This is a genomic window from Streptomyces sp. NPDC048288 (assembly GCF_043201555.1).
Taxonomy (GTDB): Bacteria; Actinomycetota; Actinomycetes; order Streptomycetales; family Streptomycetaceae; genus Streptomyces.
On the sequence record NZ_JBICZD010000007.1, the window covers coordinates 66,791 to 92,661 of the forward strand.

Consider the following 25,871-nt stretch of genomic DNA (forward strand, 5'->3'; position numbering starts at 1 on the left):
GGGGCGTCGGTGGTCGGGGGGGCCCCCCGGGGGGGGGCCCCCCCCCCCCCCCGGCCCCCCCCCCCCCCCCCCCCCCCCCCCCGGCTCAGGCCGTCACCGTCTCCGGCCGCGCCGCCGGTGCCTCCGGCCGCTCGCCGAGCAGCTCGGTCGGCACCGCGTGGGTCTCGCGGGCCGACAGCGCCGCGATCACCGGCGGCACGCACAGGGCGGCCGTGAACAGGGCCACCGCCGACCAGTCGTCGCCGTCCGGACCCGCGATCTGCGCCGCGAAGGTCACCGCGAACCCGGCCACCGCGAACCCGATCTGGGTGCCGATCGCCATCCCGGACAGCCGGACCCGGGTCGAGAACATCTCGCCGTAGAAGGACGGCCACACCCCGTTCGCCGCGCTGTAGACGACACCGAAGGCGACGACCCCGAGCAGCATGATCAACGGGTAGGACCCGGTGGAGATCGCCCACAGGTAGCCGAACATCGCCACCGCGCTGCCCACCGCCCCGATCAGGTACACCGGCCGCCGGCCGATCCGGTCCGAGAGCGTCGCCCACGCCGGGATCGCGCCCAGCGCCACCAGGTTCGCCAGCGCGCCCACCCACAGCATCGAGGTCTTGGACATCCCGACCGAGTCGCTCGTCGCGTACGCCAGCGCCCACACCGTGAAGATCGTGCTCACCGAGGCGATCAGCGCGCCCCCGATCACCCGCAGCACATCCGCCCAGTGCTGCCGCACCAGCGTGACCAGCGGCAGCCGTACGACGCCCTCGGTCGCCGCCTGCCGGGCGAAGGCCGGGGTCTCCTCCAGCCGGCGCCGGATCAGCCAGCCGGCCACGGCCACCACGACACTCAGCCAGAACGGCACCCGCCAGCCCCAGGACAGCAGCTGGTCCTCGGGGAGCTGGGCGACCGCGAGGAAGACGAGGGTGGCGATCAGCTGCCCGCCCTGGGTGCCGCCGAGGGTGAAGCTGGTGAAGAAGCCGCGCCGTTTCGGCGGCGCGTGTTCCAGGGTCATGGAACTGGCGCTGGCCTGCTCGCCGGCGGCCGAGATGCCCTGCAGCACCCGGCACAGCACCAGCAGCACCGGGGCCAGCCCGCCCACCTGGGCACGGGTCGGCAGACAGCCGATCAGGAAGGTCGACAGGCCCATCAGCAGCAGCGTGAAGACCATGATCTTCTTACGGCCGACCCGGTCCCCGAAGTGCCCGAGGAAGAGCGCGCCGACCGGCCGGGCCGCGTACGCCACACCGAACGTGGCCAGGGACAGCAGGGTCGCGGTGGCCGGGTCCGAGTCGTCGAAGAAGACCTTCGGGAAGATCAGCGCGGCCGCGCTGCCGTAGATGAAGAAGTCGTAGTACTCCAGGGCGCTGCCGATCCAGGCGGCCAGAGCGGCCTTCTTCGGCTGGCCGCCGGGTGGTACCTCGGTGGCGGCGGGCTGTGCGGGGACGGACACGGCGGTGCTCCTTCGGGGAACTCCAACGTAAGCGGAGTGAGCGGCGGGGGAGAAGGCCGGATCCCAGGGATGACGGGGTCGGCGGACCAGGGGCCGGGTGCTAATTAACCCACTGGGTAGTTAGTCGCGATGGGTACGGATGTTGCGCTCGCGTTTCCCCGCTGTCAAGAGGTCGTGCCGGACGACCCGGTGCGACGGTCAGTCCGCCGCGCGCTCCGCGGTCAGGTAGGCGATCACCATGTCGCCCAGCATGGTCCGGTAGTGCGCGCGCTGCGCCGGATCCACCAGGTCACGGCCGAAGAGGGCGCCGAAGGTGGCCCGGTTCGCCACCCGGAAGAAGCAGAACGAGCTGATCATCGCGTGCAGGTCGACGGCGTCGACGTCGGCCGTGAACAGCCCGGACTCCTGCCCCTGGGCGAGGATCCGGCGGATCACCTCCAGGGCCGGCGAGCCGATCCTGCCGAGCTTCTCGGAGGCGGCGATGTGCTCGGCGCCGTGGATGTTCTCGATGCTGACCAGGCGGATGAAGTCCGGGTGCTGCTCGTGGTGGTCGAAGGTCAGCTCGGCGAGCCTGCGGATCGCCGCGACCGGGTCCAGATGCTCCACGTCCAGCTGCTGCTCGGCCTCGCGGATCACGCCGTACGCCCGCTCCAGGACCGCCGTGAACAGCTGCTCCTTGCCGCCGAAGTAGTAGTAGATCATCCGCTTCGTGGTGCGGGTGCGGGCCGCGATCTCGTCCACGCGGGCCCCGTCGTAGCCGGCCCGGGCGAACTCCCGCGTGGCCACGTCGAGGATCTCGGCCTGGGTGCGGGCGGCGTCACGGATCCGTCCGTTGGCGGCTGCCGGTTCGTCGACGCTGGTCATCGGGTTCCTATCGGGTGCCGTGGCGGGGGAGGCCGGTGCGGAGATTGTAGAAGCCCGGACCGGAGGCGTTGTCGGAGAGGTCTTCCCCTGCGGTGGCCTCCGGTGCTATAGCTAACGTACTAGTTCGTACATTAGCTATGCCGCTCGGGAGGGCCACGTGGCCAAGGACTCGTATCTCGTCGGACTGATCGGTTCCGGAATCGGTCCGTCGCTCAGCCCTGCCCTGCACGAGCGCGAGGCCGGCCGGCAGGGGCTGCGGTACCTGTACCGGCTGATCGACATCGATGTGCTGGGGGCTCCGCCGGAGGCCGTCGGGGAGCTGGTGCGGGGTGCGCGTGACCTCGGCTTCGACGGGCTGAACATCACACATCCCTGCAAGCAACTGGTCATCGAGCACCTGGACGCGCTCTCCCCGCAGGCCGAGGCGCTCGGCGCGGTCAACACGGTGGTGTTCGAGGCCGACGGGCGGGCGGTCGGCCACAACACGGACGTGACCGGGTTCGCGGCGTCGTTCGCGCGCGGGCTGCGGGACGCCTCGCTGGAGGGCGTCGTGCAGCTCGGCGCCGGGGGCGCGGGGGCCGCCGTCGCGCACGCGACGCTCACGTTGGGCGCCGAGCGGGTCACCGTGGTCGACGCGCTCGCCGACCGGGCCGTCGATCTCGCGGGCTCGCTGAACCGGCACTTCGGCGCGGGGCGCGCGGTCGCCGCGACGCCGGACCGGTTGCCGGAGGTGCTGGCGGGCGCCGACGGGCTGGTGCACGCGACGCCAACGGGGATGGTGGCGCATCCCGGGCTGCCGTTGCCTTCGGAGTTGCTGCGTCCTGAGCTGTGGGTGGCCGAGGTGGTGTACCGGCCGCTGGAGACGGAGCTGGTGAGGACCGCTCGGGCGTTGGGGTGTGCGGTGCTGGACGGGGGCGGTATGGCCGTGTTCCAGGCGGCGGACGCGTTTCGGTTGTTCACGGGGCGGGAGCCGGACGCGGTTCGGATGCTGGCCGACATCGCGGAGTTGGCTGAGAGCTCGGCGGGTCAGGTTGTGTGACGGGTGCGGGGCGGTGGGGGCTGGTCGCGCAGTTCCCCGCGCCCCTAAAAGCAGGGGCGCTGCAGTGGACGTGAGGAAAAAGGTCATGCGTACTTCTGTTGCCACCGTTTCGCTCAGTGGGTCGCTCACCGAGAAGCTGACCGCCGCCTCGCGGGCTGGATTCGACGGGGTGGAGATCTTCGAGAACGATCTGCTCGCCAGTCCGCTCTCGCCCCGTGAGATACGGGCTCGGTGCGCCGATCTGGGGCTGTCCGTCGACCTCTACCAGCCCATGCGGGACATCGAAGCCGTCCCCGGCGACGAGTTCGCGCGCAACCTCCGGCGAGCGCGGCACAAGTTCGAGCTGATGCGGGAGTTGGGGGCCGACACCGTGCTGGTCTGTTCGTCCGTCTCCCCGCTCGCGGTCGACGACGACGATCTGGCCGCCCGGCAGCTTTCGGAACTGGCCTCGCTGGCATCGGAGTTCGGCGTTCGTGTCGCCTACGAGGCACTCGCCTGGGGGCGGCACGTCAGCACGTACGACCACGCCTGGCGGATCGTCGAGGCGGCCGGGCATCCCGCGCTCGGGACGTGTCTCGACAGCTTCCACATCCTCTCGCGGGGGACCGATCCGAAGGGGATCGAGGAGATACCCGGCGAGAAGATCTTCTTCCTGCAGCTGGCCGACGCCCCGTTGCTGGCCATGGATGTGCTGCAGTGGAGCCGGCACTACCGGTGCTTCCCGGGTCAGGGCGGGTTCGACGTCGGCGGGCTGGTGCGGCACGTGCTGCGTACGGGATACGACGGGCCGCTCTCCCTCGAAGTCTTCAACGACGTGTTCCGGCAGGCCGAGGCCGGGCCGACCGCCGTGGACGCGCAGCGTTCGCTGCTGGTGCTGCAGGAGGCCGTCGGGGCAGGGGAGTTGCCCGCGCCGGTGGTGCCGACGGGGGTCGCGTTCGCCGAACTGGTCACCCCGGACGGGGAACCGGTGTCGGCGCTGCTCGGTGCGCTCGGCTTCGCCCGCACCGCGCGTCACCGGAGCAAGCCCGTCGACCTGTGGGAGCGGGGCGAGGCCCGGATCCTGGTCAACACCGGTCCCGCGGCCCGCCGTGACGGAACGCAGCTCGCCGCGATCGGCCTGGAGTCACCGGATCCGCGGGCCGCCGCCCGCCGCGCCGAGGCCCTGCTCGCTCCCGTGCTGCCCCGCCGCCGGGCCCCCGAGGACGCCCCGCTCGACGCGGTCGCCGCGCCCGACGGCACGGAACTGTTCTTCTGCGCGACCGGCGGCGCCCCCGGACTCCCCGACTGGCGGGCCGACTTCACGGACGTACCGCACACTCCGCCGGCCGCCCCGGCGCGCATCGACCACCTCGCGCTCACCCAGCCCTGGCACCAGTACGACGAGGCGACCCTCTTCCACCGCAGCGTGCTCGGCCTGCACGCCCAGGAGAGCCTGGACGTCGCCGACCCCTACGGGCTGCTGCGCTCCCGGGCCGTCACCAACGCCGACGGCAGCGTCCGGATCGCCCTGGGCGTCGGCGCGGCCCCGGCCGACGACACCCTGCACGCCCAGCACATCGCCCTGGCCGTCGACGACGTGGTGGCCGCGGCCCGCGCCTTCCGCGCGGCGGGCGGCGGCCTGCTGCCCATCCCCGGCAACTACCACGACGACCTCGCCGCCCGGTACGAGTTCGCCGACGGGGAGGTGGACACGTACCGCGAACTCGGCATCCTCTACGACCGGGACGCGGGCGGTGTCTTCCGGCACTGCTACACGCGGACCGTCGGACGGGTGTTCTTCGAACTGGTCGAACGTGAACCCGGATACCGCGGGTACGGCGCCCAGAACGCCCCGGTGCGGCTCGCGGCCCAGCACACCCGGCGGTGAGGCACAGCCAAGGTTCAGGATTCTTACAGCTTCCATGACCGGTACTCACGAAAATCCCGAATGTTCCTTGACATTCCGGGCGTGACGTTCGCCGAGATCCAGTCGTCCTACAGGCCGTAGCAGTCCAGGGCGTTCTGGATCCCTGGATACCTGGATACCGGGAGTCCTGGAGGCCGTCCGCGATGCCGAGCCCTGTCAGCGCCGAGCCGCTCGTCCGAGTCGAGGGGCCGCCACCCCCGCCGGCCCCGGCACGCAGCCGTACCCAGCGCTACGAGATCCCGATCCTCGCCGGCATCGCCACCGTCGCCGCGCTGCTCTTCTTCTGGGGCATCTGGCACAGCGCCTACCACTCCTTCTACGCGAGCGCGGTCCGCAGCATGACCGACAACCCGGTCGCGTTCCTCTACGGCTCCTTCGACCCGGCGGGCTCCATCACCCTGGACAAGCTGCCCGGCTTCCTGTGGCCGCAGGCCCTGTCGGCGCTGGTCCTCGGCTTCCACCCGTGGTCCCTGGTGGTCCCGCAGGCCCTGGAGGGCGTGGCCTCGGTGGTCCTGCTGCATGTGGTGGTACGACGCTGGGCCGGCGTACCGGCCGGGCTGCTGGCCGCCGCCTTCCTCACGCTCACCCCGGTGACCGTGGGCCTGGGCCGTTCGGTCACCGAGGACGCCCCGTTCGTCCTGCTGTTGCTGCTCGCCGCCGAGGCCACCCAGCGGGCCACCGCCCGCGCCCGGCTCCGCACCCTCGTGCTGGCCGGCGTCTGGGTCGGGGTGGCCTTCCAGTGCAAGATGCTGGAGGCCTGGGCGGTGCTGCCCGCGCTGGCCGTGACCTACCTGGTGGCCGCGCCGACCACGCCGCGCCGCCGGATCCGGGACCTCGCCGTGTCCGGCGCGGTCATGCTGGCCGTGTCCCTTTCCTGGATGCTGGCCGCCGGCCTCACCCCGGCCACCGCCCGCCCCTACCTCGACGGCACCACCGACAACTCGCCGTTCGCCCTGGTCGTCGGCTACAACTTCCTGACCCGCTTCCAGGCGCTGGGCATCGACGCGTCCGGCACCGGCAGCATCGTCGCCGACCGGGCGCACAGCCGGGCGTCGGTGGGGATGGGCGACAGCGTCTGGAAGATGTTCAGCCCCGGACTCGCCAGCCAGACGGGCTGGCTGTACCCGCTGGCGGCGCTGGGCCTGGCCGCCGGACTGTACGGCCTGTGGCGCCGCCGCCCGCCGCGCACCGACCCCTTCCTCGCCGGGTACCTGCTGTGGGCAGGCTGGCTGGTGACGTTCTTCCTGGTCTTCAGCTTCGGCAGCGTGACCGGACACACCTACTACATGGGCGTGGTGGCGGTCGGCCTGTCGGCGCTGGCCGCCGTGGCCGTGACCCGGGTGCGGCGCCGGGGCGTGCTGTGCGCGGTCCTCGCCGTCAACGTCGGCTGGTGCGCGGCCCTCACCCTGTACTACCCGCGCTTCTTCACCTGGTCCGTCGCCGTCGCCGCGGTCCTCGCCCTGCCGGCCCTGGTCCTCTTCGCCGTCGGCGGACCGCGTCCGCGCCGGGCCGCCCTGGCCGTCGCCCTCGCCGCGGTCCTGGTCGTCCCCACGGTCTGGTCCGCGTCCGCGACCTCCCTGCGCTACAACCAGCCCGGCGGCTTCGGCCGGATCGGCCCCGGCAGCATCGCCACCCGCAACGGCGCCCTGGCCCTGGACCCGCCCCAGCGGCGCGTCCTCGCCTACCTCACCGCCCACCGCGACGGCGCCCGCTACCTGGCCGCCGTGCCCCGCTGGCAGATGGCGGCGCCGTACATCCTCTCCGACAACGCCTCCATCCTCCCGCTCGGCGGCTTCACCGCCCATGTGCCGTACCCCGCGCCCAGCACCTTCCACCACCTGATCGACACCGGCCGACTCCGCTACGTCCTGCTGGGCCACGCCGACCTCACCCACCGCGCCCGGGGTGCCAAGACCCCCGGCCGGGCCCTGATCCGCTGGGTCATCGGCCACTGTTCGCCGGTGCGCGTCTCGATCTACACGCTGTACCGGTGCGGCCCGGGCCACGGGCGGTGACGAGCACGGAAGGGCCCCGGACCGTGCGCGGTCCGGGGCCCTTCGGAGTGGTGCTGGCTCAGCCGAGGTTCGAGAACACGAAGGAGAACTCGGCCGGTCCGGCGTGGAGTTGGTACTGCGGCAGGACGCCCGGGCCGCAGGACTGCGAGCCGATGCCGTGCAGGCCGTGGTCGAGGTTGACCCATACGGTCTCACCGGGGGTGAGGTCGGTGCGGTGGGCGGCCGCGTCCAGTTGCTCGGTGGTCCAGCGGCGGGCCGTGAACCAGAACTCCGGGTCGCCCTCGATCCGCAGACCGCCGATCTCCGCCCAGCGGACGTCCGCGCGGGCGCCGTTCTCCTGCGGACGGACGTAGGGCGTCTGGAGATCGTCGACCGTCGACTCCCAACGGCCGAGCAGGGAGGCCGACCTGGTGTCCGGGTACGCCTCCTCGGGGCCGCCGCCGAACCAGCGCACCCGGTCGGCGGCCGACAGCCCGAAGCGGATCCCGAGCCGGGGCAGCGGCACCGTCCAGTCGCCGTCGGGGGTGACGGTGACGGTGAGGCGAAGACGGTCGCCGTCGGTGGTCCAGCGGTAGACCGTCGGCAGGCCGAACTCCCAGGCGGCGGGCGCGACCCGGGTGCGCACGGTCAGCGCGTCGCCGTCGACTTCGACCGCGTCCAGGCGGTGCCGCATCCGGTGCAGACCGAACTTCCGCCACAGCGCGCCGTAGCGGATGTCGCTCTGCCAGGCGGCACCGTCGTCGTTGTCGGTCGTCGCCCGCCAGACGTCCAGGCGCAGTCCGGTCACGTCCACCGCGCCGACGCTCCGCAGCGCGCCGCTGCGGGCGTCGAAGGTAGCCGGCCCGAGACGGATCACCTCCTCGCCGGGAACCGGCCCGCCGGCCACCGCGAAGGGCGCCAACTGCCGTGCCGACACAGGCACCTGACCCCAGGCGACGACATGGCCCCGGGGCCCCCACGCGGTGTCGGCCGCCAGCAGCGCCCGTACCGTCCACCCCGTCTCACCGCCGCCGGTGGTGACGGGCGGCTCCGGCAGCTTGACGTCCGCCGACTCGCCGGGGGCCAGGGCCGGTACGGCCAGGCTGCCCGACTCCACGCTCTCGCCGTCGACCTGGTACGACCACTCGAAGGCCAGCGCCGACAGGTCCGCGAAGTCCTGCTTGTTGGTGATCCGCACGGCGGGGCCGTCACCCTCGATGGCGACCGGCTCGATCACCTTCTTGAACTCCACCAGGCCGGGGGAGGGCCGCCGGTCCGGGAAGACCAGGCCGTCGCAGACGAAGTTCCCGTCGTGCAACTCCTCGCCGAAGTCGCCGCCGTACGCGAAGCCGTACCGCTCGTCCTTGACGCCGTGGTCGATCCACTCCCAGATGAAGCCGCCCTGGAGCCGGTCGTACGACTCGAAGATCCGCTGGTAGTCGGCGAGGCCGCCGGGCCCGTTGCCCATGGCGTGGCCGTACTCGCAGAGGATGAAGGGGAGTTGACGGCGCCTGTGGGTGCCGCCGTCCAGGCCTCGGCCGATCCGCTCGACCTCGGCGTGGTCGGCGTACATCCGTGAGTAGACATCGGTGTCACGGCAGTCGATGTCACCCTCGTAGTGCACCAGGCGCGAGGCGTCCCGGCCGTGGATCCACTCGGCCATGGCGGTGAGGCCGCGCCCGGTGCCGGCCTCGTTGCCCAACGACCAGATGACGACCGACGGGTGGTTCTTGTCCCGCTCGACCATGCGCGCGGCGCGGTCGAGCAGGGCCGGGGTCCAGCGGTCGTCGTCGACCGGGTTGTCCCGCCAGGCCTGCTCGGTGAAGCCGTGGGTCTCCAGGTCGCACTCGTCGATCACCCACAGGCCGTACTCGTCGCACAGGTCGAGGAAGGACGGGTGCGGCGGGTAGTGGGAGGTGCGGACGGCGTTGATGTTGTGCCGCTTCATCAGCAGCACGTCCGCCCGCATGGTCTCCAGGTCGAGAGCGCGGCCCTGCTCGGGGTGCCACTCGTGCCGGTTGACGCCCTTGAACAGGACGGCCTTCCCGTTGACCTTGATCAGTCCGTCGGCCAGCTCCACCGTCCGGAAGCCGATCCGCAGGGGCACCCGCTCGCCCTCGGTGGCCAGGACACCGTCGTACAGCGTCGGGGTCTCGGCCGTCCACGCCTGGACCGGGACGGTCACCGGCTCGCCGGTCGCGATGTCGATGCCCAGGTCCGGCACGGTGACCCGGCCGTCCACGTCGGAGTCGACGCGCAGGGTGCCCGCGCCGCTGGTGTGGTCGTAGGAAGCGTGCACGAAGAAGTCGAGGGCCGCGCCCGCCGGGCGGTGCAGCAGGGTCACGTCCCGGAAGATGCCGGGCAGCCACCACTGGTCCTGGTCCTCCAGGTAGGAGCCGGCCGACCACTGGTGGACCCGGACGGCGAGCACGTTCCCGGCCGCCCTCAGCAGATGGCCGACCGCGAACTCGTGCGGCAGCCGGGAGCCCTTGAACTCACCGATGTCCGTGCCGTTCAGCCAGACCCTGGCGCAGGACTCGACCCCGTCGAAGCGCAGCACCGCCCCGCCGTCCGCCGGGTCCCAGCCCTCCGGCAGGTCGAAGAACCGCAGATGGTCCCCGGTGGGGTTCTCGGTCGGGACCCTCGGCGGGTCCACCGGGAACGGGTACAGGTGGTTGGTGTAGATCGGCGCGCCCTGGCCCTGGAGCACCCAGTGCCCCGGGACCGAGACCTCCGCCCAGCCGCCGGCGTCGTACCCCGGCTCGGCGAACGCGTCGTCCTGCGCGTCCGCCGTCGGCGACAGCCGGAAACGCCAACTGCCGTTCAGCGACAGTGACCTGGCGTCCGAGGACGGATACCAGGCGCGGGGCGGCAGCGCGCCCGAGCCCGGGGAGACGTCCTCGACGTAGTCGGTGGCCGTGGAGTTGCGGAAAGACATCGGTCTCCAGGTCGTGAGAGTGCGGCTCAGCCCTTGATCCCGGTCTGCGCGATCCCCTGCACCAGCCAGCGCTGGAGGAAGAGGAACACGAACACCAGGGGCAGGATGGAGATGGCGGTGGCCATGAAGATCAGGTGGAAGTTGACGGTCTGGTTGGTCATGTACGAGGAGAGCGCGACCTGGACCGTCCAGGAGCTGGGGTCCTGCCCGATGACCAGCGGCCACAGGAAGGCGTTCCAGCCGCTGATGAACGTGATCGTGGCGATGGCCGCGAAGAAGTTCAGCGAGTTGGGTACGACGACCCGCCAGTACGCGCCCCAGTAGCCGAGCCCGTCCACCCGCGCCGCCTCCTCCAGCTCCTTCGGGAACCCCAGGAAGTACTGCCGGAACAGGAAGCAGGTGAAACCACTGAACAGGCCCGGGATGATCAGACCGCGATAGGTGTCCACCCAGCCGAGGGACGAGACCAGCACGAAGCTGGGCACGAAGGTGACCGCCGTCGGGACCATCAGGGTCGCGAGGACCACGTAGAAGACCTTGTTCGCGTGCCGGTAGGGGATCCGGGCGAGTCCGTAGCCGGCCAGGGAGCAGACCAGCAGGGTGCCGACGGTCATGGCGACGGCGATCACCGTCGAGTTCCACATGGACCTGCCGAAGTCCACCGTGGTGTCGCTGAACAGCTCGCTGATGTTGCCCCACTGGAAGGAGGGGAGCAGCTTCCAGTTCTCGCCGGTGATCTCCGGATCCGTGGAGAGGGCGTTGCGGACGATGAGGTAGAAGGGGATCAGGAAGAGCAGGGCGGCGATGCTGACGGCGACGTACAGACCGGTGTTGCCGATCACCTTGCCGCGCTTGCCGCGGCGCGGCCTGCGGACCTCGGGTGCGGTGCTGGTCACTTGGCCTCGTCCGCCCTTCCGAATCCCATGAACTTGCCCTGGAGGAGCGTGACGGCGCAGATCAGCACCGTGAGGATGACGGCGCCGGCGCTGCCCGCGCCGTAGTCCTGGTTCTCGCCGAGAGCGGTCTTGTACAGGATCATGAGGGGCGTCTGGGCCCAGGTCGCCTTGGTCGTGATGATGTTGAAGAACTCGTCGAAGGCCTGGTAGGCGGCGATGAGCAGCAGCAGGATCACCGCGGTGGAGGTGGCGCGCAGCTGCGGCAGCGTGATGTACCGGAAGGTCTGCCAGCCGGGCTTGGCGCCGTCGATCGCGGCCGCCTCGTACAGCTCCGCCGGGATGTTCTGGAGCGCCGCGAGGAACAGGATCATGTAGAAGCCGGCCTGGAGCCAGAGCCGTACGGTCACGATGACCAGCCAGTACCAGGGGGGACTCGGGTCGGACAGGTAGGCGATGTTGTCGACGCCGAACCAGCCGAGGACCGTGTTCATCAGGCCGAAGCGGACACCGGTGAAGATGGACATCTTCCAGATCAGCGCGGCGGCGACATAGCTGCACGCGGTGGGCAGGAAGAACACCGAGCGGAAGAACGCCCGCATGAACCGCAGCCGGTGCACCAGGAGCGCGAGCCCCAGGGACAGCGCCCAGGTGAGCGGCACGATGAGGGCGGCGAACACCGTGAACGTCACCAGCGAACCGGTGAAGTTGGAGTTCGTCAGCATGGCCTTGTAGTTGTCGAGGCCGACGAACTTGCTCGGTGTGACGGTGAACCGGGCGTCGAAGAAGCTGAGCCAGACGCTCCAGGCGATCGGTACGAAGACGAAGATCACCAGGCCGATGAGGAACGGCCCGGTGAAGAGCCAGAAGTTGAAGGTCGGGTTGCCCCGCAGGCCCCGCCGCGGCCGGGCCTGGGGAGCCGTGGCCGGGGCGGGCTGGGCGACCCCGCGCGTGGTGGTGGTCGACATGTCCGGGTCTCTCCGTCGGTCTAGCCGAAGAGCTTCTTGAGCTCGGTGTTGACCTTCTTCTCCGCGGTGGTGAGCGCCGCGTCCGGGTCGCCGTCCTTGCGGACGCTGTTGGCGAAGGCGTCGGTCAGCGCGGTGATCATCGCCTGGGTCCAGCCGATGTTGTCGAAGTGCCCGAAGTCGTTGAAGAGCTTCACGCCCTCCGCGGGCAGACCGGTCTTCAGCTTGGTGGCGGACTGCGCGATGGAGGTGCGCGGCGGGATGTGGAAGCCGTACGAGGTGGCCCAGTCCTCCTGGTACTGCTTCTGGTCGATCCACAGCCACTTCACGTATTCCTTGGCCGCCTCGACGTTGTCGCCCTTGGCGTTGACGAACATCGACCAGCCGCCGTTGTAGACCGACTGCTTGCCGTTGTCGCCGACCTTCGGGAACGGGAAGATGCCGAGGTCGTCGCCGAGCGCCTTCTGCATCACGGGCATCGCCCACATACCGCAGAACTGGATGGCGCACAGGCCCTGGTCGAGCGCGGACGGGTCCCAGTAGTCGGCCGGGGCGTCCAGCAGCAGGTTGCCGCTGGTGAACAGCTGGCGCAGCTGCTTCATGCCGGCGACCACGGCATCCGTGTGGAAGGCGGGCTTGTTGTCGGCGGTGAGGGTGTCGGCGCCGGCCGACCAGATCAGCGGGTTGATGGCCGGGGTGAGGTCGTTGCCGAGGAAGAGGCCCTTGACCTTGCTGGTGGTGAGCTTGGCCGCGGCCTCGATCAGCTCGTCGAGGGTGGTCGGGACGTCGACCTTCGCCTTCTCCAGCATCGACTTGCGGTAGAAGAAGAACTGCGGGTCGTCGATCATCCGGATGCCGTAGATCTTGCCGTCGACCGTGTGGGACTTGATGTCGGCCGGGTTGAAGTCGTCCTTGACCGGGTCGATGAGGTCGGTCAGGTCGGCCACCTGCCCGCTCTTGACCAGCTGGATCTGCGGGTGGAACTCGAAGACGTCGGGCGCCTGCTTGGTGAGCAGGGCCGCGAAGAGCTTGGACTCGAAGTTGCTGCCCGTGATCCAGTTCGTGGTCACGTTGGCCTTCGAGTAGGCCTTCGCGTACCGCTTGATGGCCTGCTCGGTGCCGGCCTCGCCGTAGGCGTGGAAGTACTGGACCAGCTGCTTGCCCGAACCGCTGCCGCCGCCCCGCCCGTTGTTGCTGCCGCACGCGGCCAGCGTGCCGGCGGCGGCCATGCCCGCGGCCGCCCGGAAGAGGTTCCGGCGGGACCAGTTGTTGTTGCTGAGTGCCGACATGCTGACGTCCTTGTCTGTCGAGTGCGGCTGCGGCTCCGCGGCCGTGGTGAGGCCCTGAAAACCTCGTGAGCCAGATGGCTGAAATTGCTTCGCGGAGCGGGACGTTAACCTTCGGCTAATACTTCGGCAAGAGGTTGGACGAAGTCTGCGCGAAACGTTGTACCCGGTTCGGAATGACGAACAGGTGCGAAAGCAGGGCGAGTTGAGGGCCGCCGGGTCAGGGAGTGGCCGGCGGCCCTCGGTACGTGGGAGGCGGGGTCCGTTACTGCCTGGTCCAGGCCTCGTTGGTGCCGCTGTTGCAGCTGTAGAGGATCACCTTGCTCCCGTCGGCGGTGGCCTGCCCGCTGACGTCCAGGCACTTGCCGGACGCCTCGCTGAGGATCTGGCCGTTGGCGTTCAGCAGCCAGCGCTGGCTCGCGTCACCGGTGGGTTCGGCGGTGGCGGTCAGGGCCGAACCGGAGGCCGTCAGATAGCCGTTCGCGCCCTTCAGGGTGCCCTTCGCGTCGTACGACCAGGACTGGTCACCGGCGCCCGTGCAGGTGGCGATGGCGGCCCCGGAGGCGTCGGCGGTCAGGCACTTGCCGGACTGCTTGCCCGCCAGGGCCCCGGTCACGGCCGAACTGCCGTGTCCCTTCCCGTCGAGGACGTACGTCGTGATGGAGCGGGCGGCGAGGGTCGCGGAGACCGTCCCCGCGCTCACCGACGGCTTGGCCACCCCGGCCCAGTCCTCGGTGGCCGACGTCCGCACGGCCTGGGCGGCCCGCACCGGCGTCCCGCTGTTGAAGTGCAGGCTGAGCGGGGTGTCGGTGGCGTTGTGGTTGTTGACCACGACCACCCACTTGCCGTTGCGGTCGTAGGCCGACACCTCGACGCCGGCCGGCGCCCCGGTCACGTTGTGCGCGACCGAGCCCGGCGTGACGAACTTGCTGTACTGGCCGAGCGCGTAGTACCGCTTGGTGAAGTAGAGCGTCTGGTTGCCGTTCGTCGCGTAGTCGGGGTCGTAGTAGATCAGGCCGTCGTTCCAGCCCTCGTCGTTCCTCGCGGTCGGGTCGCTGCCGTACCCGCTGGCCAGCGCCACCCACCACTGGAAGGCCGAGTCGTGGGCGCCGGCGAAGTCCTTGTAGATGATCCTCGACAGCAGCAGGGCGTTGTCGATGGTCGGGTCGTACTCCTGGTTCCAGCCCGTCGAGCCCTTGCCGAAGCAGCAGATCTCCGAGGCCCAGGACTTCTTGCCGACCGACCTCGACGTCTCGTAGACATTGCCCAGCTGGCCGTCGCTCGGGTTGTTGTACGTGTGGTGGGCGAGCGCGGACACGTACTGCGCGGTGTCGGGCTGCCCGATCCACTGCGGGAGTTCGGAGACGAACTGGGTGGTCTGGCTCGACTCGTCCGCGATGATCGACGTCTTCTGGTGCCGCGCCCGCTGCTCGGCACCGAGCGCCCGCACGATGTCGTCGCGCTGGTCGACGGTGACCTTCATGCCCTCCTGGCCGCACGAACCGAAGTCGTTGTCGGGCTCGTTGAAGGGGCTGATGTAGTCCAGCTTCACACCTTGCCGGGCGAAGTGGCCGGTGACGTCGGCGACGTACTTCGCGTAGTCGCCCTCGTTCTCCGTCTTCAACTGGCCGCCGCAGCTCTGCCCGTTGGTGGTCCACTGCGCGGGCGCGCTGTTGACGAAGCCGATCAGGTCCTGGACGCCGTACCGGGCGGCGTACGTGAGGAAGGTCCGCCCGCCCTTGTCCTTGCTCCAGTCGTAGGAGCCGTCTGCGTCCAGGAAGTCCTCGGCGGCCCGGGCCGGGGTGGTGACCGCGGCTCCGCCGCCGCCGATGTTGTAGCGGTACGAGCTGAGGTCGAGCCCCTGCTTCGAGAACAGCAGCTTCGCCACCCGGGCCTGGACCGCGGGGGCGAAGTGCTGCAGGTCGTTGACCCACCAGGCGCCCGAGGCGCCGATGTCGTCGATGGTCTGGGCGGCGTGCGGAGAGACCTCGGCGGACGCGGTGGCGGTGTCGGCGGTGTCGGTGGTCCCGGCGGCGTTCGCGGGCGGGGAGCTGATCAGGGCCCCGGTCACGGCCAGTGCGGCCGCGGCGGTGGCGAGGACGGATCTCCTGGTGCGGTTCAAAACGGCATCCCTTCCGTCGTCATGAAGGCGGTGCGGTACGGCTCCTTGCGAGGGTGGTGCGTCTGGCGGTCCGCTGCCCCACGGACTGCAGGGCGCCCTCCAGCGCGAAGGTGGCCGCGCCCAGGCAGACCGGGTCGGTGGGCACGGGGGAGAGGACGATCTCGGTGGCGGCGAACGGCCGCCGCAGCGCGTGCCGGCGGACGGCCTCGCGCACCTCGTCGAGCAGCGGGGCGCCCAGCTTCTTGGCGACCCAGCTGCTGAGGACGACCACTTCGGGGTTGTACAGGTTCACCAGGTCCGCGATGCCCGCGCCCAGGTAACGGGCCGTGTCGCGGACGACCTTGACCGCCACCGGGTCACCGGCCGCGACCCCGTGGGTCAGGGCGTCGATGGTCGCCGTCTGGTCCTCGGGGTGCAACAGGGTGCTGCGCGGGCTGAGTTCGCGCAGGTTGAGCATGATGCCGGGCGCGCCGACGTACGTCTCCACGCAGCCGTGGTTGCCGCAGTGGCACAGCCGGCCGTCCAGCACCAGCGTCGTATGGCCCCACTCGCCCGCGCTGTTGCTGACCCCCCGGTAGAGGCCGCCGCCGAGCACCAGCCCGGCCCCGACGCCCGTGCCGAGGTTCACCACCACGGCGTCCTCGCGTCCGCGCGCGGCCCCGAACCACAGCTCGGCCACCGCGCTGGCCCGCAGCGGATTGTCCAGGTAGAGGGGGTAGGCGATGTGCTCGGAGAGCAGGTCGAGCAGCGGCACGTCGTGCCAGTCCCAGTTGGGCGCGTACTCGGCGATCCCGGTGTCCCGGTCGACCTGGCCCGGCACGCTCACCCCGACGCCGAGCACCCGCGCGCCCTCGACGCCCGCCTGCGCGACCACCGATCCGACGGCCGTGGCGACATGCCCCACCGCCTGCTCGGGCCTGCTCTCGCCGGGGCGCATGTCCTCCACCGCGCGGGCCAGCACGTTCAGCCCCAGGTCGAACAGCTCCACCCGGATGTAGGTCTCCGCCATGTCGACGCCGATCAGCGCGCCGCCCGAGGAGTTGACGGCGACGAGGCCCCGGGGACGGCCGCCCGCCGAGTCCTCGAAGCCGACCTCCGTGATCATCCGCAGTTCCAGCAGTTCCCCGACGAGCGTGGCGACGGTGGCGACGCTCAGCCCGGTGGCGGCCGCCAGCGTCTGCCGGGAGGTGGGGGACTGGGCGATGATCTGGCGCAGCACCTCGTAGCGGTTCGCGGTGCGGATGTCGCGCGATGTGCGCTTCACGCGGCTGCCCCTCCCATCCCGTCACGACCGGCCGGGGCGTACGACGACACCGGCGCGGCGCAAGGCTATGGGCTTCTCGGGACTTTCGACAAGGGGTTAGGAAAGGGGCCGTAGAAACTTTCCCCGAGTCGGCTGCCGCGCCCACCTGCGTCCAACGCGTGCGAACGGCCCGCCAGTTGCCACTGGCGGGCCGTCGCGGGGTGACTCAGGGTGTCTTGTTCCACTCGGTGATCACGGGCCAGCCGTGCTCCGTGGAGAGCCGGCTGACGGTCCCGGTCGCCAGCTGGAACAGCCGGCCCTCGGCGGGCGGCAGCCCCAGGCGGCGGGCGGTCAGCACCCGCAGGAAGTGGGCGTGGGCCACCAGGACCACGTCACCCGTGCCGGTGTTGAGGGCCGTCTCGACCTTGCGGAGCACCCGGTCGGCCCGGGCGCCGATCTCCTCCGGCGACTCGCCGGGGTGGCCCGCCGGGCCCGGTGGCACGCCGTCGGTCCACAGGTACCAGTCGGGGCGGGAGCGGTGGATCTCCACCGTGGTGATGCCCTCGTAGCCGCCGTAGTCCCATTCATACAGGTCGGGGTCGGGTTCGGCCCCGGTGAGTCCGGCCAGTTCGGCCGTGCGTATCGCACGGCTCAGCGGGCTGGCCAGAACCAGCGCATAGGTCCGGTCGGTGAGGAGCGGAGCGAGTGACTTGGCCTGTTCCTCGCCGTGCTGGGTGAGGGGCAGGTCGGTCCAGCTGGTGTGCCGGCCCGACACGCTCCACTCCGTCTCACCGTGGCGGACCAGGAGAAGGTCCCCCACGGCGCACTACTCCTTCGACTCGACGGCGTGGCCGCCGAACTGGTTGCGCAGCGCCGCGATCATCTTCATCTGCGGCGAGTCGTCCTGCCGGGACGCGAACCGGGCGAACAGGGAGGCGGTGATCGCCGGCAGCGGCACCGCGTTGTCGATGGCCGCCTCGACGGTCCAGCGGCCCTCGCCGGAGTCCTGCGCGAAGCCCTTCAGCTTGTCCAGGTGCTCGTCGTCGTCCAGCGCGTTGACCGCGAGGTCGAGCAGCCAGGAGCGGATGACGGTGCCGTCCTGCCAGGAGCGGAAGACCTCGCGGACGTTGTCCACGGACTTGACCTTCTCAAGCAGCTCCCAGCCCTCGGCGTAGGCCTGCATCATGGCGTACTCGATGCCGTTGTGGACCATCTTGGAGAAGTGCCCGGCGCCGACCTTGCCGGCGTGGACATAGCCGTACGGGCCCTCCGGCTTGAGCGCCTCGAAGATCGGGTGGAGCCGCTCGACGTGCTGCTTGTCGCCGCCGACCATCAGGGCGTAGCCGTTCTGCAGGCCCCACACACCGCCGGAGACACCGGCGTCGACGAAGCCGATGCCCTTGATGGCGAGTTCGGCGGCGTGCTTCTCGTCGTCCGTCCAGCGGGAGTTGCCGCCGTCGACCACCGTGTCGCCCTCGGACAGCAGGTCCTTGAGCTCGTCGACGACGGACTGGGTGGCGTGGCCGGCCGGGACCATCACCCACACCACGCGCGGGGCGTCGAGCTTCTCGACCAGTTCTTCGAGGGACTTGACGTCGGAGACGTCGGGATTGCGGTCGTAGCCGATGACGGTGTGGCCCGCGCGGCGGATCCGCTCGCGCATGTTGCCGCCCATCTTGCCGAGGCCGATGAGTCCGAGCTGCATGTCAGTTCACTTCCTTGAGCGTGCGGTACGTCGAGACGAGAGCGGTGGTGGACGGGTCGAGGCCGGGAACCTCCGCGCCCTCGGTGAGCGCGGGCTCGATGCGCTTGGCGAGCACCTTGCCCAGCTCCACGCCCCACTGGTCGAAGGAGTCGATGTTCCAGATCGCGCCCTGCACGAAGACCTTGTGCTCGTAGAGGGCGACCAGCTGGCCGAGGACCGACGGGGTCAGCTCGCGGGCCAGGATCGTGGTGGTGGGGTGGTTGCCCCGGAAGGTGCGGTGGGCCACCTGCTCCTCGGCGACGCCCTCCGCGCGGACCTCCTCGGCGGTCTTGCCGAAGGCCAGCGCCTGCGTCTGGGCGAAGAAGTTCGCCATCAGCAGGTCGTGCTGGGCCCTGAGTTCACCGCTCAGCTCGGCGACGGGCTCGGCGAAGCCGATGAAGTCGGCCGGGATCAGCTTCGTGCCCTGGTGGATCAACTGGTAGTAGGCGTGCTGGCCGTTGGTGCCGGGCGTGCCCCACACCACCGGACCCGTCTGCCACTCCACCGGCCGGCCCTCCCGGTCCACCGACTTGCCGTTGGACTCCATGTCCAGCTGCTGGAGGTAGGCGGTGAACTTGGAGAGGTAGTGGCTGTACGGCAGCACCGCGTGCGACTGGGCGTCGAAGAAGTTGCCGTACCAGACCCCCAACAGGCCCAGCAGCAGCGGCGCGTTGGCCTCGGCGGGGGCGGTACGGAAGTGCTCGTCGACCAGGTGGAAGCCGTCCAGCATCTCGCGGAAGCGGTCCGGGCCGATGGCGATCATCAGGGAGAGGCCGATGGCGGAGTCGTAGGAGTAGCGGCCGCCGACCCAGTCCCAGAACTCGAACATGTTGTCCGGGTCGATACCGAACTCCGTCACCTTCCCGGCGTTCGTGGACAGGGCGACGAAGTGCTTGGCCACCGCCTTTTCGTCGCCGCCGAGTCCGTCGAGCAGCCAGGTGCGCGCGGAGGTCGCGTTGGTGATCGTCTCGATCGTGGTGAACGTCTTGGAGGCGACGATGAACAGGGTCTCCGCCGGGTCCAGGTCGCGGGTGGCCTCGTGCAGGTCGGCGCCGTCCACGTTGGACACGAAGCGGAAGGTCAACTCCCGTGCGGTGAACGCCCGCAGGGCCTCGTAGGCCATCGCCGGGCCCAAGTCCGAGCCGCCGATGCCGATGTTGACGACGTTCCGGATCCGCTTGCCGGTGTGGCCGGTCCACTCGCCCGAGCGGACCCGGTCGGCGAAGGCGCCCATCTTGTCGAGCACGGCGTGCACGCCGGGGACGACGTTCACCCCGTCGACCTCGACCACCGCGTCGCGCGGGGCGCGCAGCGCCGTGTGCAGCACCGCGCGCTGCTCCGTGATGTTGATCTTCTCGCCGCGGAACATGGCGTCCCGCAGCCCGAACACGTCGGTGGCGGCGGCCAGTTCCTGGAGCAGGGCGAGCGTCTCGTCCGTGATCAGGTGCTTGCTGTAGTCGAGGTACAGGTCACCGACGCGGACGACGTACCGCTCGGCGCGCGCCGGGTCGGCCGCGAACAGCTCACGCAGGACCGGCCGGCCCTCGGCCCGGTGGTCCTCCAGGGCGGTCCACTCGGGCCGCCGGGTGAGCTCGGGGGTGTCAGGCATGGGCGACGGTCTCCTTGGTGCCCTCGCCGCGCAGGGCGATGGCGTACATCTCGTCGGCGTCGAGGCGGCGCAGCTCCTCGGCGATCAGTTCGGAGGTGGCCCGGACCTTGAGGGCGAGGGTGCGCGGCGGCTGGCCCGGCAGGGTCAGGGTGGCCAGCGGCCCCTCGGGGCGGTCGATGACGATCTCGCCGCTCGCGGTGCCGAGCTTCACGGCCGTGACCACCGGGCCGGGGGAGACCACGCGGTCCACCGTGACCTTGAGGCGGGCCTCCAGCCAGCGGGCGAGGAGTTCGGCGCTGGGGTTGTCCGCCTCGGCCTCGACGGCCGCCGAGGTCACGGTGGCCCGGGCCTGGTCGAGGGCGGCGGCCAGCATGGACCGCCACAGGGTCAGCCGGGTCCAGGCCAGGTCGGTGTCGCCGGGCGCGTAGTTGCGGGAGCGGGACTCCAGGACCTGCATCGGCCGCTCGACCGCGTACAGGTCGGTGATCCGGCGCTGGGCGAGCGCGCCCAGCGGGTCCTTGGAGGGCGTCTCGGGGGCCTCCACCGGCCACCACACGACCACCGGGGCGTCCGGCAGCAGCAGCGGCAGCACCACCGAGTCGGCGTGGTCGGAGACATCGCCGTACGTGCGCAGCACGACCGTCTCGCCGGTGCCGGCCTCGGAGCCGACCCGGACCTCCGCGTCCAGGCGGGAGGTGGTGCGGTCGCGCAGGGTGCGGGCGTGCCGCTTGATGACGACCAGGGTGCGCGAGGGGTGCTCGTGCGAGGCCTCCTCGGCTGCCTTGATCGAGTCGTAGGCGTTCTCCTCGTCCGTGACGATCACCATCGTCAGGACCATGCCCACCGCAGGGGTTCCGATGGCGCGGCGACCCTGCACCAGCGCCTTGTTGATCTTGCTTGCCGTGGTGTCGGTCAGGTCGATCTTCATGGCCTGCGCCAGCTCCGTCCGTCTCGTGCGAGCATCTCGTCGGCTTCCTTGGGTCCCCAGCTTCCCGACTCGTACTGGGCGGGCCTGCCATGCTTCGCCCAGTACGTCTCGATCGGGTCGAGGATCTTCCAGGACTCTTCCACTTCCTGGTGACGGGGGAACAAATTGGCGTCGCCGAGCAGCACATCCAGGATGAGCCGCTCGTACGCCTCCGGGCTGGACTCCGTGAACGACTCGCCGTAGGCGAAGTCCATCGTCACGTCCCGGATCTCCATCGACGTACCCGGCACCTTGGAGCCGAACCGGACCGTCATGCCCTCGTCGGGCTGGACGCGGATGACGATCGCGTTCGCGCCGAGTTCCTCGGTGGCCGTCGAGTCGAACGGGGAGTGCGGGGCCCGCTTGAAGACCACCGCGATCTCGGTGACCCGGCGGCCCAGCCGCTTGCCGGTGCGCAGGTAGAAGGGGACGCCCGCCCAGCGGCGGTTGTCGATGCCCAGCTTGACGGCCGCGTAGGTGTCGGTCTTCGACTTGGGGTCGATACCGTCCTCCTGGAGGTAGCCGATCACCTTCTCGCCGCCCTGCCAGCCCTCGGCGTACTGGCCGCGCACGGTGTGCCGGCCCAGCTCCTCCGGCAGCCGCACCGACTTCAGCACCTTGAGCTTCTCGGTGAGCAGCGCGTCCGCGTCGAACGCGATCGGCTCCTCCATCGCGGTGAGCGCCATCAGCTGGAGCAGGTGGTTCTGGATGACGTCACGGGCCGAGCCGATGCCGTCGTAGTAGCCCGCCCGGCCGCCGATGCCGATGTCCTCGGCCATGGTGATCTGCACGTGGTCGACGTACGACCGGTTCCAGATCGGCTCGTACATCTGGTTGGCGAAGCGCAGCGCCAGGATGTTCTGGACGGTCTCCTTGCCCAGGTAGTGGTCGATGCGGAACACCTGGTCCGGGTCGAACACGTCGTGCACGACGGCGTTGAGGTCCTGCGCGGAGGCCAGGTCGTGGCCGAACGGCTTCTCGATGACCGCCCGCCGCCAGGAGCCCTCGGGCGGGGTCGCCAGGCCGACCTTCTTCAGCTGCTGGACGACCTTCGGGAAGAACTTCGGCGGCACGGAGAGGTAGAACGCGAAGTTGCCGCCGGTGCCCCGGGACGAGTCCAGCTCGTCCACGGCCGACTTGAGCTGCTTGAACGCCGTGTCGTCGTCGAAGTCGCCCGGGATGAACCGCATGCCCTCGGCGAGCTGCTGCCAGACCTCCTCCTGGAACGGGGTCCGGGAGTGCTCGCGCACCGCGTCATGGACGACCTGTGCGAAGTCCTGGTCCGCCCAGTCCCGGCGGGCGAAGCCGACGAGCGAGAAGCCCGGCGGCAGCAGCCCGCGGTTGGCCAGGTCGTAGATCGCCGGCATCAGCTTCTTGCGGGACAGGTCACCGGTCACCCCGAAGATGACCAGCCCCGACGGGCCCGCCACCCTCGGCAGTCGCCGGTCGCGCGCGTCGCGCAACGGGTTGTCCCAGTCGGCGGCGGGCACCACCGGCACCCGCACCTCCTTGGCGGTCTCGCTCATCACGCCTCAACTCCCTTGCTGTCCAGGGACTTCGCGACGGCGTCCAGCAGCTCCTGCCAGGCCACCTCGAACTTGGCGACGCCCTCGTCCTCCAGCTTGCCCACGACCTCGTCGTAGGGGATACCGAGCTTCTCGACGGCCGCCAGGTCCGCGCGGGCCTGGGCGTAGCCGCCGGTGACCGTGTCGCCGTGGATGTCACCGTGATCGGCGGTCGCGTTCAGCGTCCCCTCCGGCATGGTGTTGACGGTGCCGGGCGCGACCAGCTCGTCGACGTAGAGGGTGTCCTTGTACGCCGGGTCCTTGACGCCGGTGGAGGCCCACAGGGGGCGCTGCTTGTTGGCCTTGGCGGCGGCGAGCGCGGTCCAGCGGTCGGACGAGAAGACTTCCTCGTACGCCTCGTAGGCCAGCCGGGCGTTCGCCAGCGCTGCCCGGCCCTTGAGCGCGAGCGCCTCGTCGGTGCCGAGGACGGTCAGCCGCTTGTCGATCTCGGCGTCGACGCGGGAGACGAAGAAGGAGGCCACGGAGTGGATCGTGGAGAGGTCGATGCCCTTGGCGGCGGCCTGCTCCAGACCGGCCAGGTAGGCGGCCATGACCTCGCGGTAGCGCTCCAGGGAGAAGATCAGCGTGACGTTGACGCTGATGCCCTCGGCGACGACCGCGGTGATCGCGGGGAGACCGGCCTTCGTCGCCGGGATCTTGATCATCACGTTGGGGCGGTCGACCAGCCAGGCGAGCTGCTTGGCCTCGGCGACGGTGGCGGCGGTGCGGTGGGCGAGGCGGGGGTCGACCTCGATGGAGACGCGTCCGTCCGCGCCATGTGACACATCGTATACAGAATGCAGAACATCGGCCGCGGCCCGCACATCGGCGGTCGTCATCATCCGCACGGCCTCCTCGACCGTGACACCCCGCACGGCGAGGTCGGCCAGCTGCTCCTCGTACCCCTCGCCCGAGCCGATCGCGGCCTGGAAGATCGACGGGTTGGTGGTGACGCCCACGACGTTCTTCGAGGCGACCAGCTCGGCGAGGTTGCCGGTGCTGATCCGCTTGCGCGACAGGTCGTCCAGCCAGATCGAGACGCCCTCGTCGGAGAGGCGCTGCAGTGCTCCCGCGGAGGCGGTTGCTTCGGTCACAGTGATCATCTTCCTCTATTGAACTGATTCTGGCTGGTGGATCAGGCGGTACGGGCGGCGGCGAGGGACTCGCGGGCCTTCGCGGCCACGTTCTCGGCGGTGAAGCCGAACTCGGCGAACAGGGTCCCGGCGTCGGCGGAGGCACCGAAGTGCTCCAGGGAGACGATCCGGCCGGCGTCGCCCACGAAGCGGTACCAGGTCAGGCCGATCCCGGCCTCGACGGCGACCCGCGCCCGCACGGCCGGCGGCAGGACGCTGTCGCGGTACTCGCGGGGCTGCTCCTCGAACCACTCCACGGACGGCATCGACACCACGCGGGTGCCGACCCCCTCGGCTTCGAGCAGGTCACGGGCCTCGACGGCGAGGTGCACCTCGGAACCGGTGGCGATCAGGACCACCTCCGGGGTCTCGGTCGACGACTCGCGCAGCACATAGCCGCCCTTGGCCGCGTCCGGGTTCGGCGCGTACGTCGGCACGCCCTGGCGGGTCAGCGCGAGCCCGTGCGGGGCCGGGTGCGTGGCGTGCCTCTTCAGGATCTCGGCCCAGGCCGTCGCGGTCTCGTTGGCGTCGGCCGGGCGGACGACGTTCAGGCCCGGGATGGCGCGCAGCGCGGCCAGGTGCTCGACCGGCTGGTGGGTGGGGCCGTCCTCGCCGAGCCCGATGGAGTCGTGCGTCCAGACGTAGGTCACGGGCAGCTGCATCAGCGCCGACATCCGGACGGCGTTGCGCATGTAGTCGGAGAACACCAGGAAGGTGCCGCCGTAGATGCGGGTGTTGCCGTGCAGGGCGATGCCGTTCATCTCGGCGGCCATCGAGAACTCGCGGATGCCGAAGTGGACGGTACGGCCGTACGGGTCCGCCTCGGGCAGCGGGTTGCCCCTCGGCAGGAAGGAGGACGTCTTGTCGATGGTGGTGTTGTTGGAGCCCGCGAGGTCGGCGGAGCCGCCCCACAGCTCGGGCAGCACCGGGCCGAGCGCCTGCAGCACCTTGCCGGAGGCGGCCCGGGTGGCGACCGCCTTGCCCTCCTCGAACACGGGAAGCTCGGACTCCCAGCCCTCGGGAAGCTGGCCGGCCACGACCCGGTCGAAGAGCGCGGCGTGCTCGGGCTGCGCGGTGCGCCACTCGGCGATCCGCTTGTCCCAGGCCGCGTGCTCCTCGGCACCCCGGTCCAGGGCGCGCCGGGAGTGGGCCAGCACCTCGTCGGCCACCTCGAAGGACTGCTCCGGGTCGAAGCCGAGGAGGCGCTTGGTGGCGGCGATCTCGTCCGCGCCGAGCGCGGAGCCGTGCGAGGCCTCGGTGTTCCGCGCGTTCGGCGCGGGCCAGGCGATGATCGTGCGCATGGCGATGATGGAGGGGCGCCCGGTCTCGGCCTGGGCGGCCTTCAATGCTGTGTACAAGGCCTGAACATCGACATCACCCTCGGCGGTGGGCTCGATGCGCTGGGTGTGCCAGCCGTAGGCCTCGTACCGCTTCAGCACGTCCTCGGAGAAGGCGGTCGCGGTGTCGCCCTCGATGGAGATGTGGTTGTCGTCGTAGACGAAGACCAGGTTGCCGAGCTTCTGGTGGCCGGCCATCGAGGAGGCCTCGGCGGAGACGCCCTCCTCCAGGTCGCCGTCGGAGACGATCGCCCAGATCGTGTGGTCGAAGGGGGAGGTGCCCTCGGCGGCCTCGGGGTCGAAGAGGCCGCGCTCGTAGCGGGCGGCCATCGCCATGCCGACGGCGTTGGCGACACCCTGGCCGAGCGGGCCGGTGGTGGTCTCGACACCGGCGGTGTGGCCGTACTCGGGGTGGCCCGGCGTCTTAGAGCCGTGCGTCCGGAAGGCCTTGAGGTCGTCCAGCTCGACCTCGTACCCGGCGAGGAACAGCTGGGTGTAGAGGGTCAGCGAGGTGTGCCCGGGGGAGAGGACGAAACGGTCACGGCCGGTCCACTCCGGGTCGGCCGGGTCGTGCCGCATCGCCTTCTGGAAGATCGTGTACGCGGCCGGGGCCAGGCTCATCGCGGTGCCGGGGTGCCCGTTTCCGACCTGCTGTACGGCGTCGGCCGCGAGGAGGCGTGCGGTGTCCACGGCGCGCCGGTCGAGGTCGGTCCACTCGAAGCCGTCTGTTGTCTCCGTGCTCATCTTCAAGAAGTCCTCGTTCGAAGCGTTCTGGCTGGCCTGACGCGTTCAAAACTAAAAGTCTGACTTTTGAGAAGG

General features: G+C 70.5%; 18 protein-coding genes. 3 read left to right on the top strand and 15 right to left on the bottom strand.

Annotated elements, in window-relative coordinates; genetic code table 11:
- Positions 1-85: 85 nt before the first annotated feature.
- Both ACGFZS_RS25270 and ACGFZS_RS25275 read right to left on the bottom strand, forming a co-directional pair.
- Positions 86-1,447: an MFS transporter gene (locus ACGFZS_RS25270; protein ID WP_393797062.1), complete on the bottom strand. Its 1,362-nt coding sequence runs from the start codon at positions 1,445-1,447 to the stop codon at positions 86-88.
- A 198-nt stretch (positions 1,448-1,645) separates the two neighbouring features.
- Entirely contained in the window at positions 1,646-2,311 is a 666-nt protein-coding gene (locus ACGFZS_RS25275; protein WP_355713956.1) for a TetR/AcrR family transcriptional regulator, read from the bottom strand.
- Between the two features lie 157 nt (positions 2,312-2,468).
- Here ACGFZS_RS25275 and ACGFZS_RS25280 point away from each other — a divergent pair, with 157 nt between their 5' ends.
- The 3 genes from ACGFZS_RS25280 to ACGFZS_RS25290 all read left to right on the top strand — a co-directional run bounded on the left by ACGFZS_RS25280 (position 2,469) and on the right by ACGFZS_RS25290 (position 7,271).
- Positions 2,469-3,350, top strand: a complete 882-nt coding sequence (locus tag ACGFZS_RS25280; protein ID WP_393797063.1) for a shikimate dehydrogenase — start codon at positions 2,469-2,471, stop codon at positions 3,348-3,350.
- A gap of 85 nt (positions 3,351-3,435) precedes the next feature.
- Positions 3,436-5,217: a bifunctional sugar phosphate isomerase/epimerase/4-hydroxyphenylpyruvate dioxygenase family protein gene (locus ACGFZS_RS25285; protein WP_393797064.1), complete on the top strand. Its 1,782-nt coding sequence runs from the start codon at positions 3,436-3,438 to the stop codon at positions 5,215-5,217.
- A gap of 182 nt (positions 5,218-5,399) precedes the next feature.
- Positions 5,400-7,271: an ArnT family glycosyltransferase gene (locus ACGFZS_RS25290; RefSeq protein ID WP_393797065.1), complete on the top strand. Its 1,872-nt coding sequence runs from the start codon at positions 5,400-5,402 to the stop codon at positions 7,269-7,271.
- Positions 7,272-7,329: 58 nt separating this feature from the next.
- Here ACGFZS_RS25290 and ACGFZS_RS25295 read toward each other — a convergent pair whose 3' ends face one another.
- From ACGFZS_RS25295 to tkt, 13 genes are all read right to left on the bottom strand, one after another.
- Entirely contained in the window at positions 7,330-10,188 is a 2,859-nt protein-coding gene (locus ACGFZS_RS25295) for a glycoside hydrolase family 2 TIM barrel-domain containing protein (RefSeq protein WP_393797066.1), read from the bottom strand.
- Between the two features lie 26 nt (positions 10,189-10,214).
- A complete protein-coding gene (locus ACGFZS_RS25300; RefSeq protein ID WP_359213963.1) occupies positions 10,215-11,084 on the bottom strand; it encodes a carbohydrate ABC transporter permease in 870 nt (289 codons plus the stop codon).
- Positions 11,081-12,049 carry a carbohydrate ABC transporter permease gene (locus ACGFZS_RS25305; protein ID WP_393797067.1) on the bottom strand — a complete coding sequence of 323 codons (969 nt, stop codon included), beginning with the start codon at positions 12,047-12,049 and terminating at the stop codon, positions 11,081-11,083. Before ACGFZS_RS25305 ends, ACGFZS_RS25300 begins: the two co-directional genes overlap by 4 nt.
- 20 nt (positions 12,050-12,069) lie before the next feature.
- Positions 12,070-13,335: an ABC transporter substrate-binding protein gene (locus tag ACGFZS_RS25310; protein WP_393797068.1), complete on the bottom strand. Its 1,266-nt coding sequence runs from the start codon at positions 13,333-13,335 to the stop codon at positions 12,070-12,072.
- A 262-nt stretch (positions 13,336-13,597) separates the two neighbouring features.
- Entirely contained in the window at positions 13,598-15,454 is a 1,857-nt protein-coding gene (locus ACGFZS_RS25315) for a glycoside hydrolase (protein WP_393797069.1), read from the bottom strand.
- A gap of 19 nt (positions 15,455-15,473) precedes the next feature.
- Entirely contained in the window at positions 15,474-16,718 is a 1,245-nt protein-coding gene (locus ACGFZS_RS25320; protein ID WP_393797070.1) for an ROK family protein, read from the bottom strand.
- Positions 16,719-16,923: 205 nt separating this feature from the next.
- On the bottom strand, positions 16,924-17,517 hold the full coding sequence (locus ACGFZS_RS25325) for a histidine phosphatase family protein (protein ID WP_393797071.1): 594 nt from the start codon (positions 17,515-17,517) through the stop codon (positions 16,924-16,926).
- Positions 17,518-17,523: 6 nt separating this feature from the next.
- The gene (gnd, locus tag ACGFZS_RS25330; RefSeq protein ID WP_393659971.1) at positions 17,524-18,402 is read right to left on the bottom strand and encodes a phosphogluconate dehydrogenase (NAD(+)-dependent, decarboxylating); all 879 of its coding nucleotides are present in this window, start codon (positions 18,400-18,402) and stop codon (positions 17,524-17,526) included.
- Position 18,403: 1 nt separating this feature from the next.
- Positions 18,404-20,050 carry a glucose-6-phosphate isomerase gene (gene pgi / locus ACGFZS_RS25335; protein WP_393797072.1) on the bottom strand — a complete coding sequence of 549 codons (1,647 nt, stop codon included), beginning with the start codon at positions 20,048-20,050 and terminating at the stop codon, positions 18,404-18,406.
- On the bottom strand, positions 20,043-20,978 hold the full coding sequence (opcA, locus tag ACGFZS_RS25340; RefSeq protein WP_393797073.1) for a glucose-6-phosphate dehydrogenase assembly protein OpcA: 936 nt from the start codon (positions 20,976-20,978) through the stop codon (positions 20,043-20,045). The genes pgi and opcA overlap by 8 nt, the downstream gene beginning before the upstream one ends.
- Positions 20,975-22,543: a glucose-6-phosphate dehydrogenase gene (gene zwf / locus ACGFZS_RS25345; RefSeq protein WP_393546405.1), complete on the bottom strand. Its 1,569-nt coding sequence runs from the start codon at positions 22,541-22,543 to the stop codon at positions 20,975-20,977. The genes opcA and zwf overlap by 4 nt, the downstream gene beginning before the upstream one ends.
- A complete protein-coding gene (gene tal, locus ACGFZS_RS25350; protein ID WP_393797074.1) occupies positions 22,543-23,685 on the bottom strand; it encodes a transaldolase in 1,143 nt (380 codons plus the stop codon). Before tal ends, zwf begins: the two co-directional genes overlap by 1 nt.
- Before the next feature lie 32 nt (positions 23,686-23,717).
- A complete protein-coding gene (gene tkt / locus ACGFZS_RS25355) occupies positions 23,718-25,796 on the bottom strand; it encodes a transketolase (protein WP_393797075.1) in 2,079 nt (692 codons plus the stop codon).
- Between the last annotated feature and the right edge of the window lie 75 nt (positions 25,797-25,871).

Coding starts and splice junctions, on each gene's coding strand:
- ACGFZS_RS25275 (WP_355713956.1), bottom strand. CDS start 2,311: ATGACCAGCGTCGACGAACCGGCAGCCGCCAACGGACGGATCCGTGAC.
- ACGFZS_RS25285 (WP_393797064.1), top strand. CDS start 3,436: ATGCGTACTTCTGTTGCCACCGTTTCGCTCAGTGGGTCGCTCACCGAG.
- ACGFZS_RS25290 (WP_393797065.1), top strand. CDS start 5,400: ATGCCGAGCCCTGTCAGCGCCGAGCCGCTCGTCCGAGTCGAGGGGCCG.
- ACGFZS_RS25295 (WP_393797066.1), bottom strand. CDS start 10,188: ATGTCTTTCCGCAACTCCACGGCCACCGACTACGTCGAGGACGTCTCC.
- ACGFZS_RS25305 (WP_393797067.1), bottom strand. CDS start 12,049: ATGTCGACCACCACCACGCGCGGGGTCGCCCAGCCCGCCCCGGCCACG.
- ACGFZS_RS25310 (WP_393797068.1), bottom strand. CDS start 13,335: ATGTCGGCACTCAGCAACAACAACTGGTCCCGCCGGAACCTCTTCCGG.
- gnd (WP_393659971.1), bottom strand. CDS start 18,402: ATGCAGCTCGGACTCATCGGCCTCGGCAAGATGGGCGGCAACATGCGC.
- pgi (WP_393797072.1), bottom strand. CDS start 20,050: ATGCCTGACACCCCCGAGCTCACCCGGCGGCCCGAGTGGACCGCCCTG.
- opcA (WP_393797073.1), bottom strand. CDS start 20,978: ATGAAGATCGACCTGACCGACACCACGGCAAGCAAGATCAACAAGGCG.
- zwf (WP_393546405.1), bottom strand. CDS start 22,543: ATGAGCGAGACCGCCAAGGAGGTGCGGGTGCCGGTGGTGCCCGCCGCC.
- tal (WP_393797074.1), bottom strand. CDS start 23,685: ATGATCACTGTGACCGAAGCAACCGCCTCCGCGGGAGCACTGCAGCGC.
- tkt (WP_393797075.1), bottom strand. CDS start 25,796: ATGAGCACGGAGACAACAGACGGCTTCGAGTGGACCGACCTCGACCGG.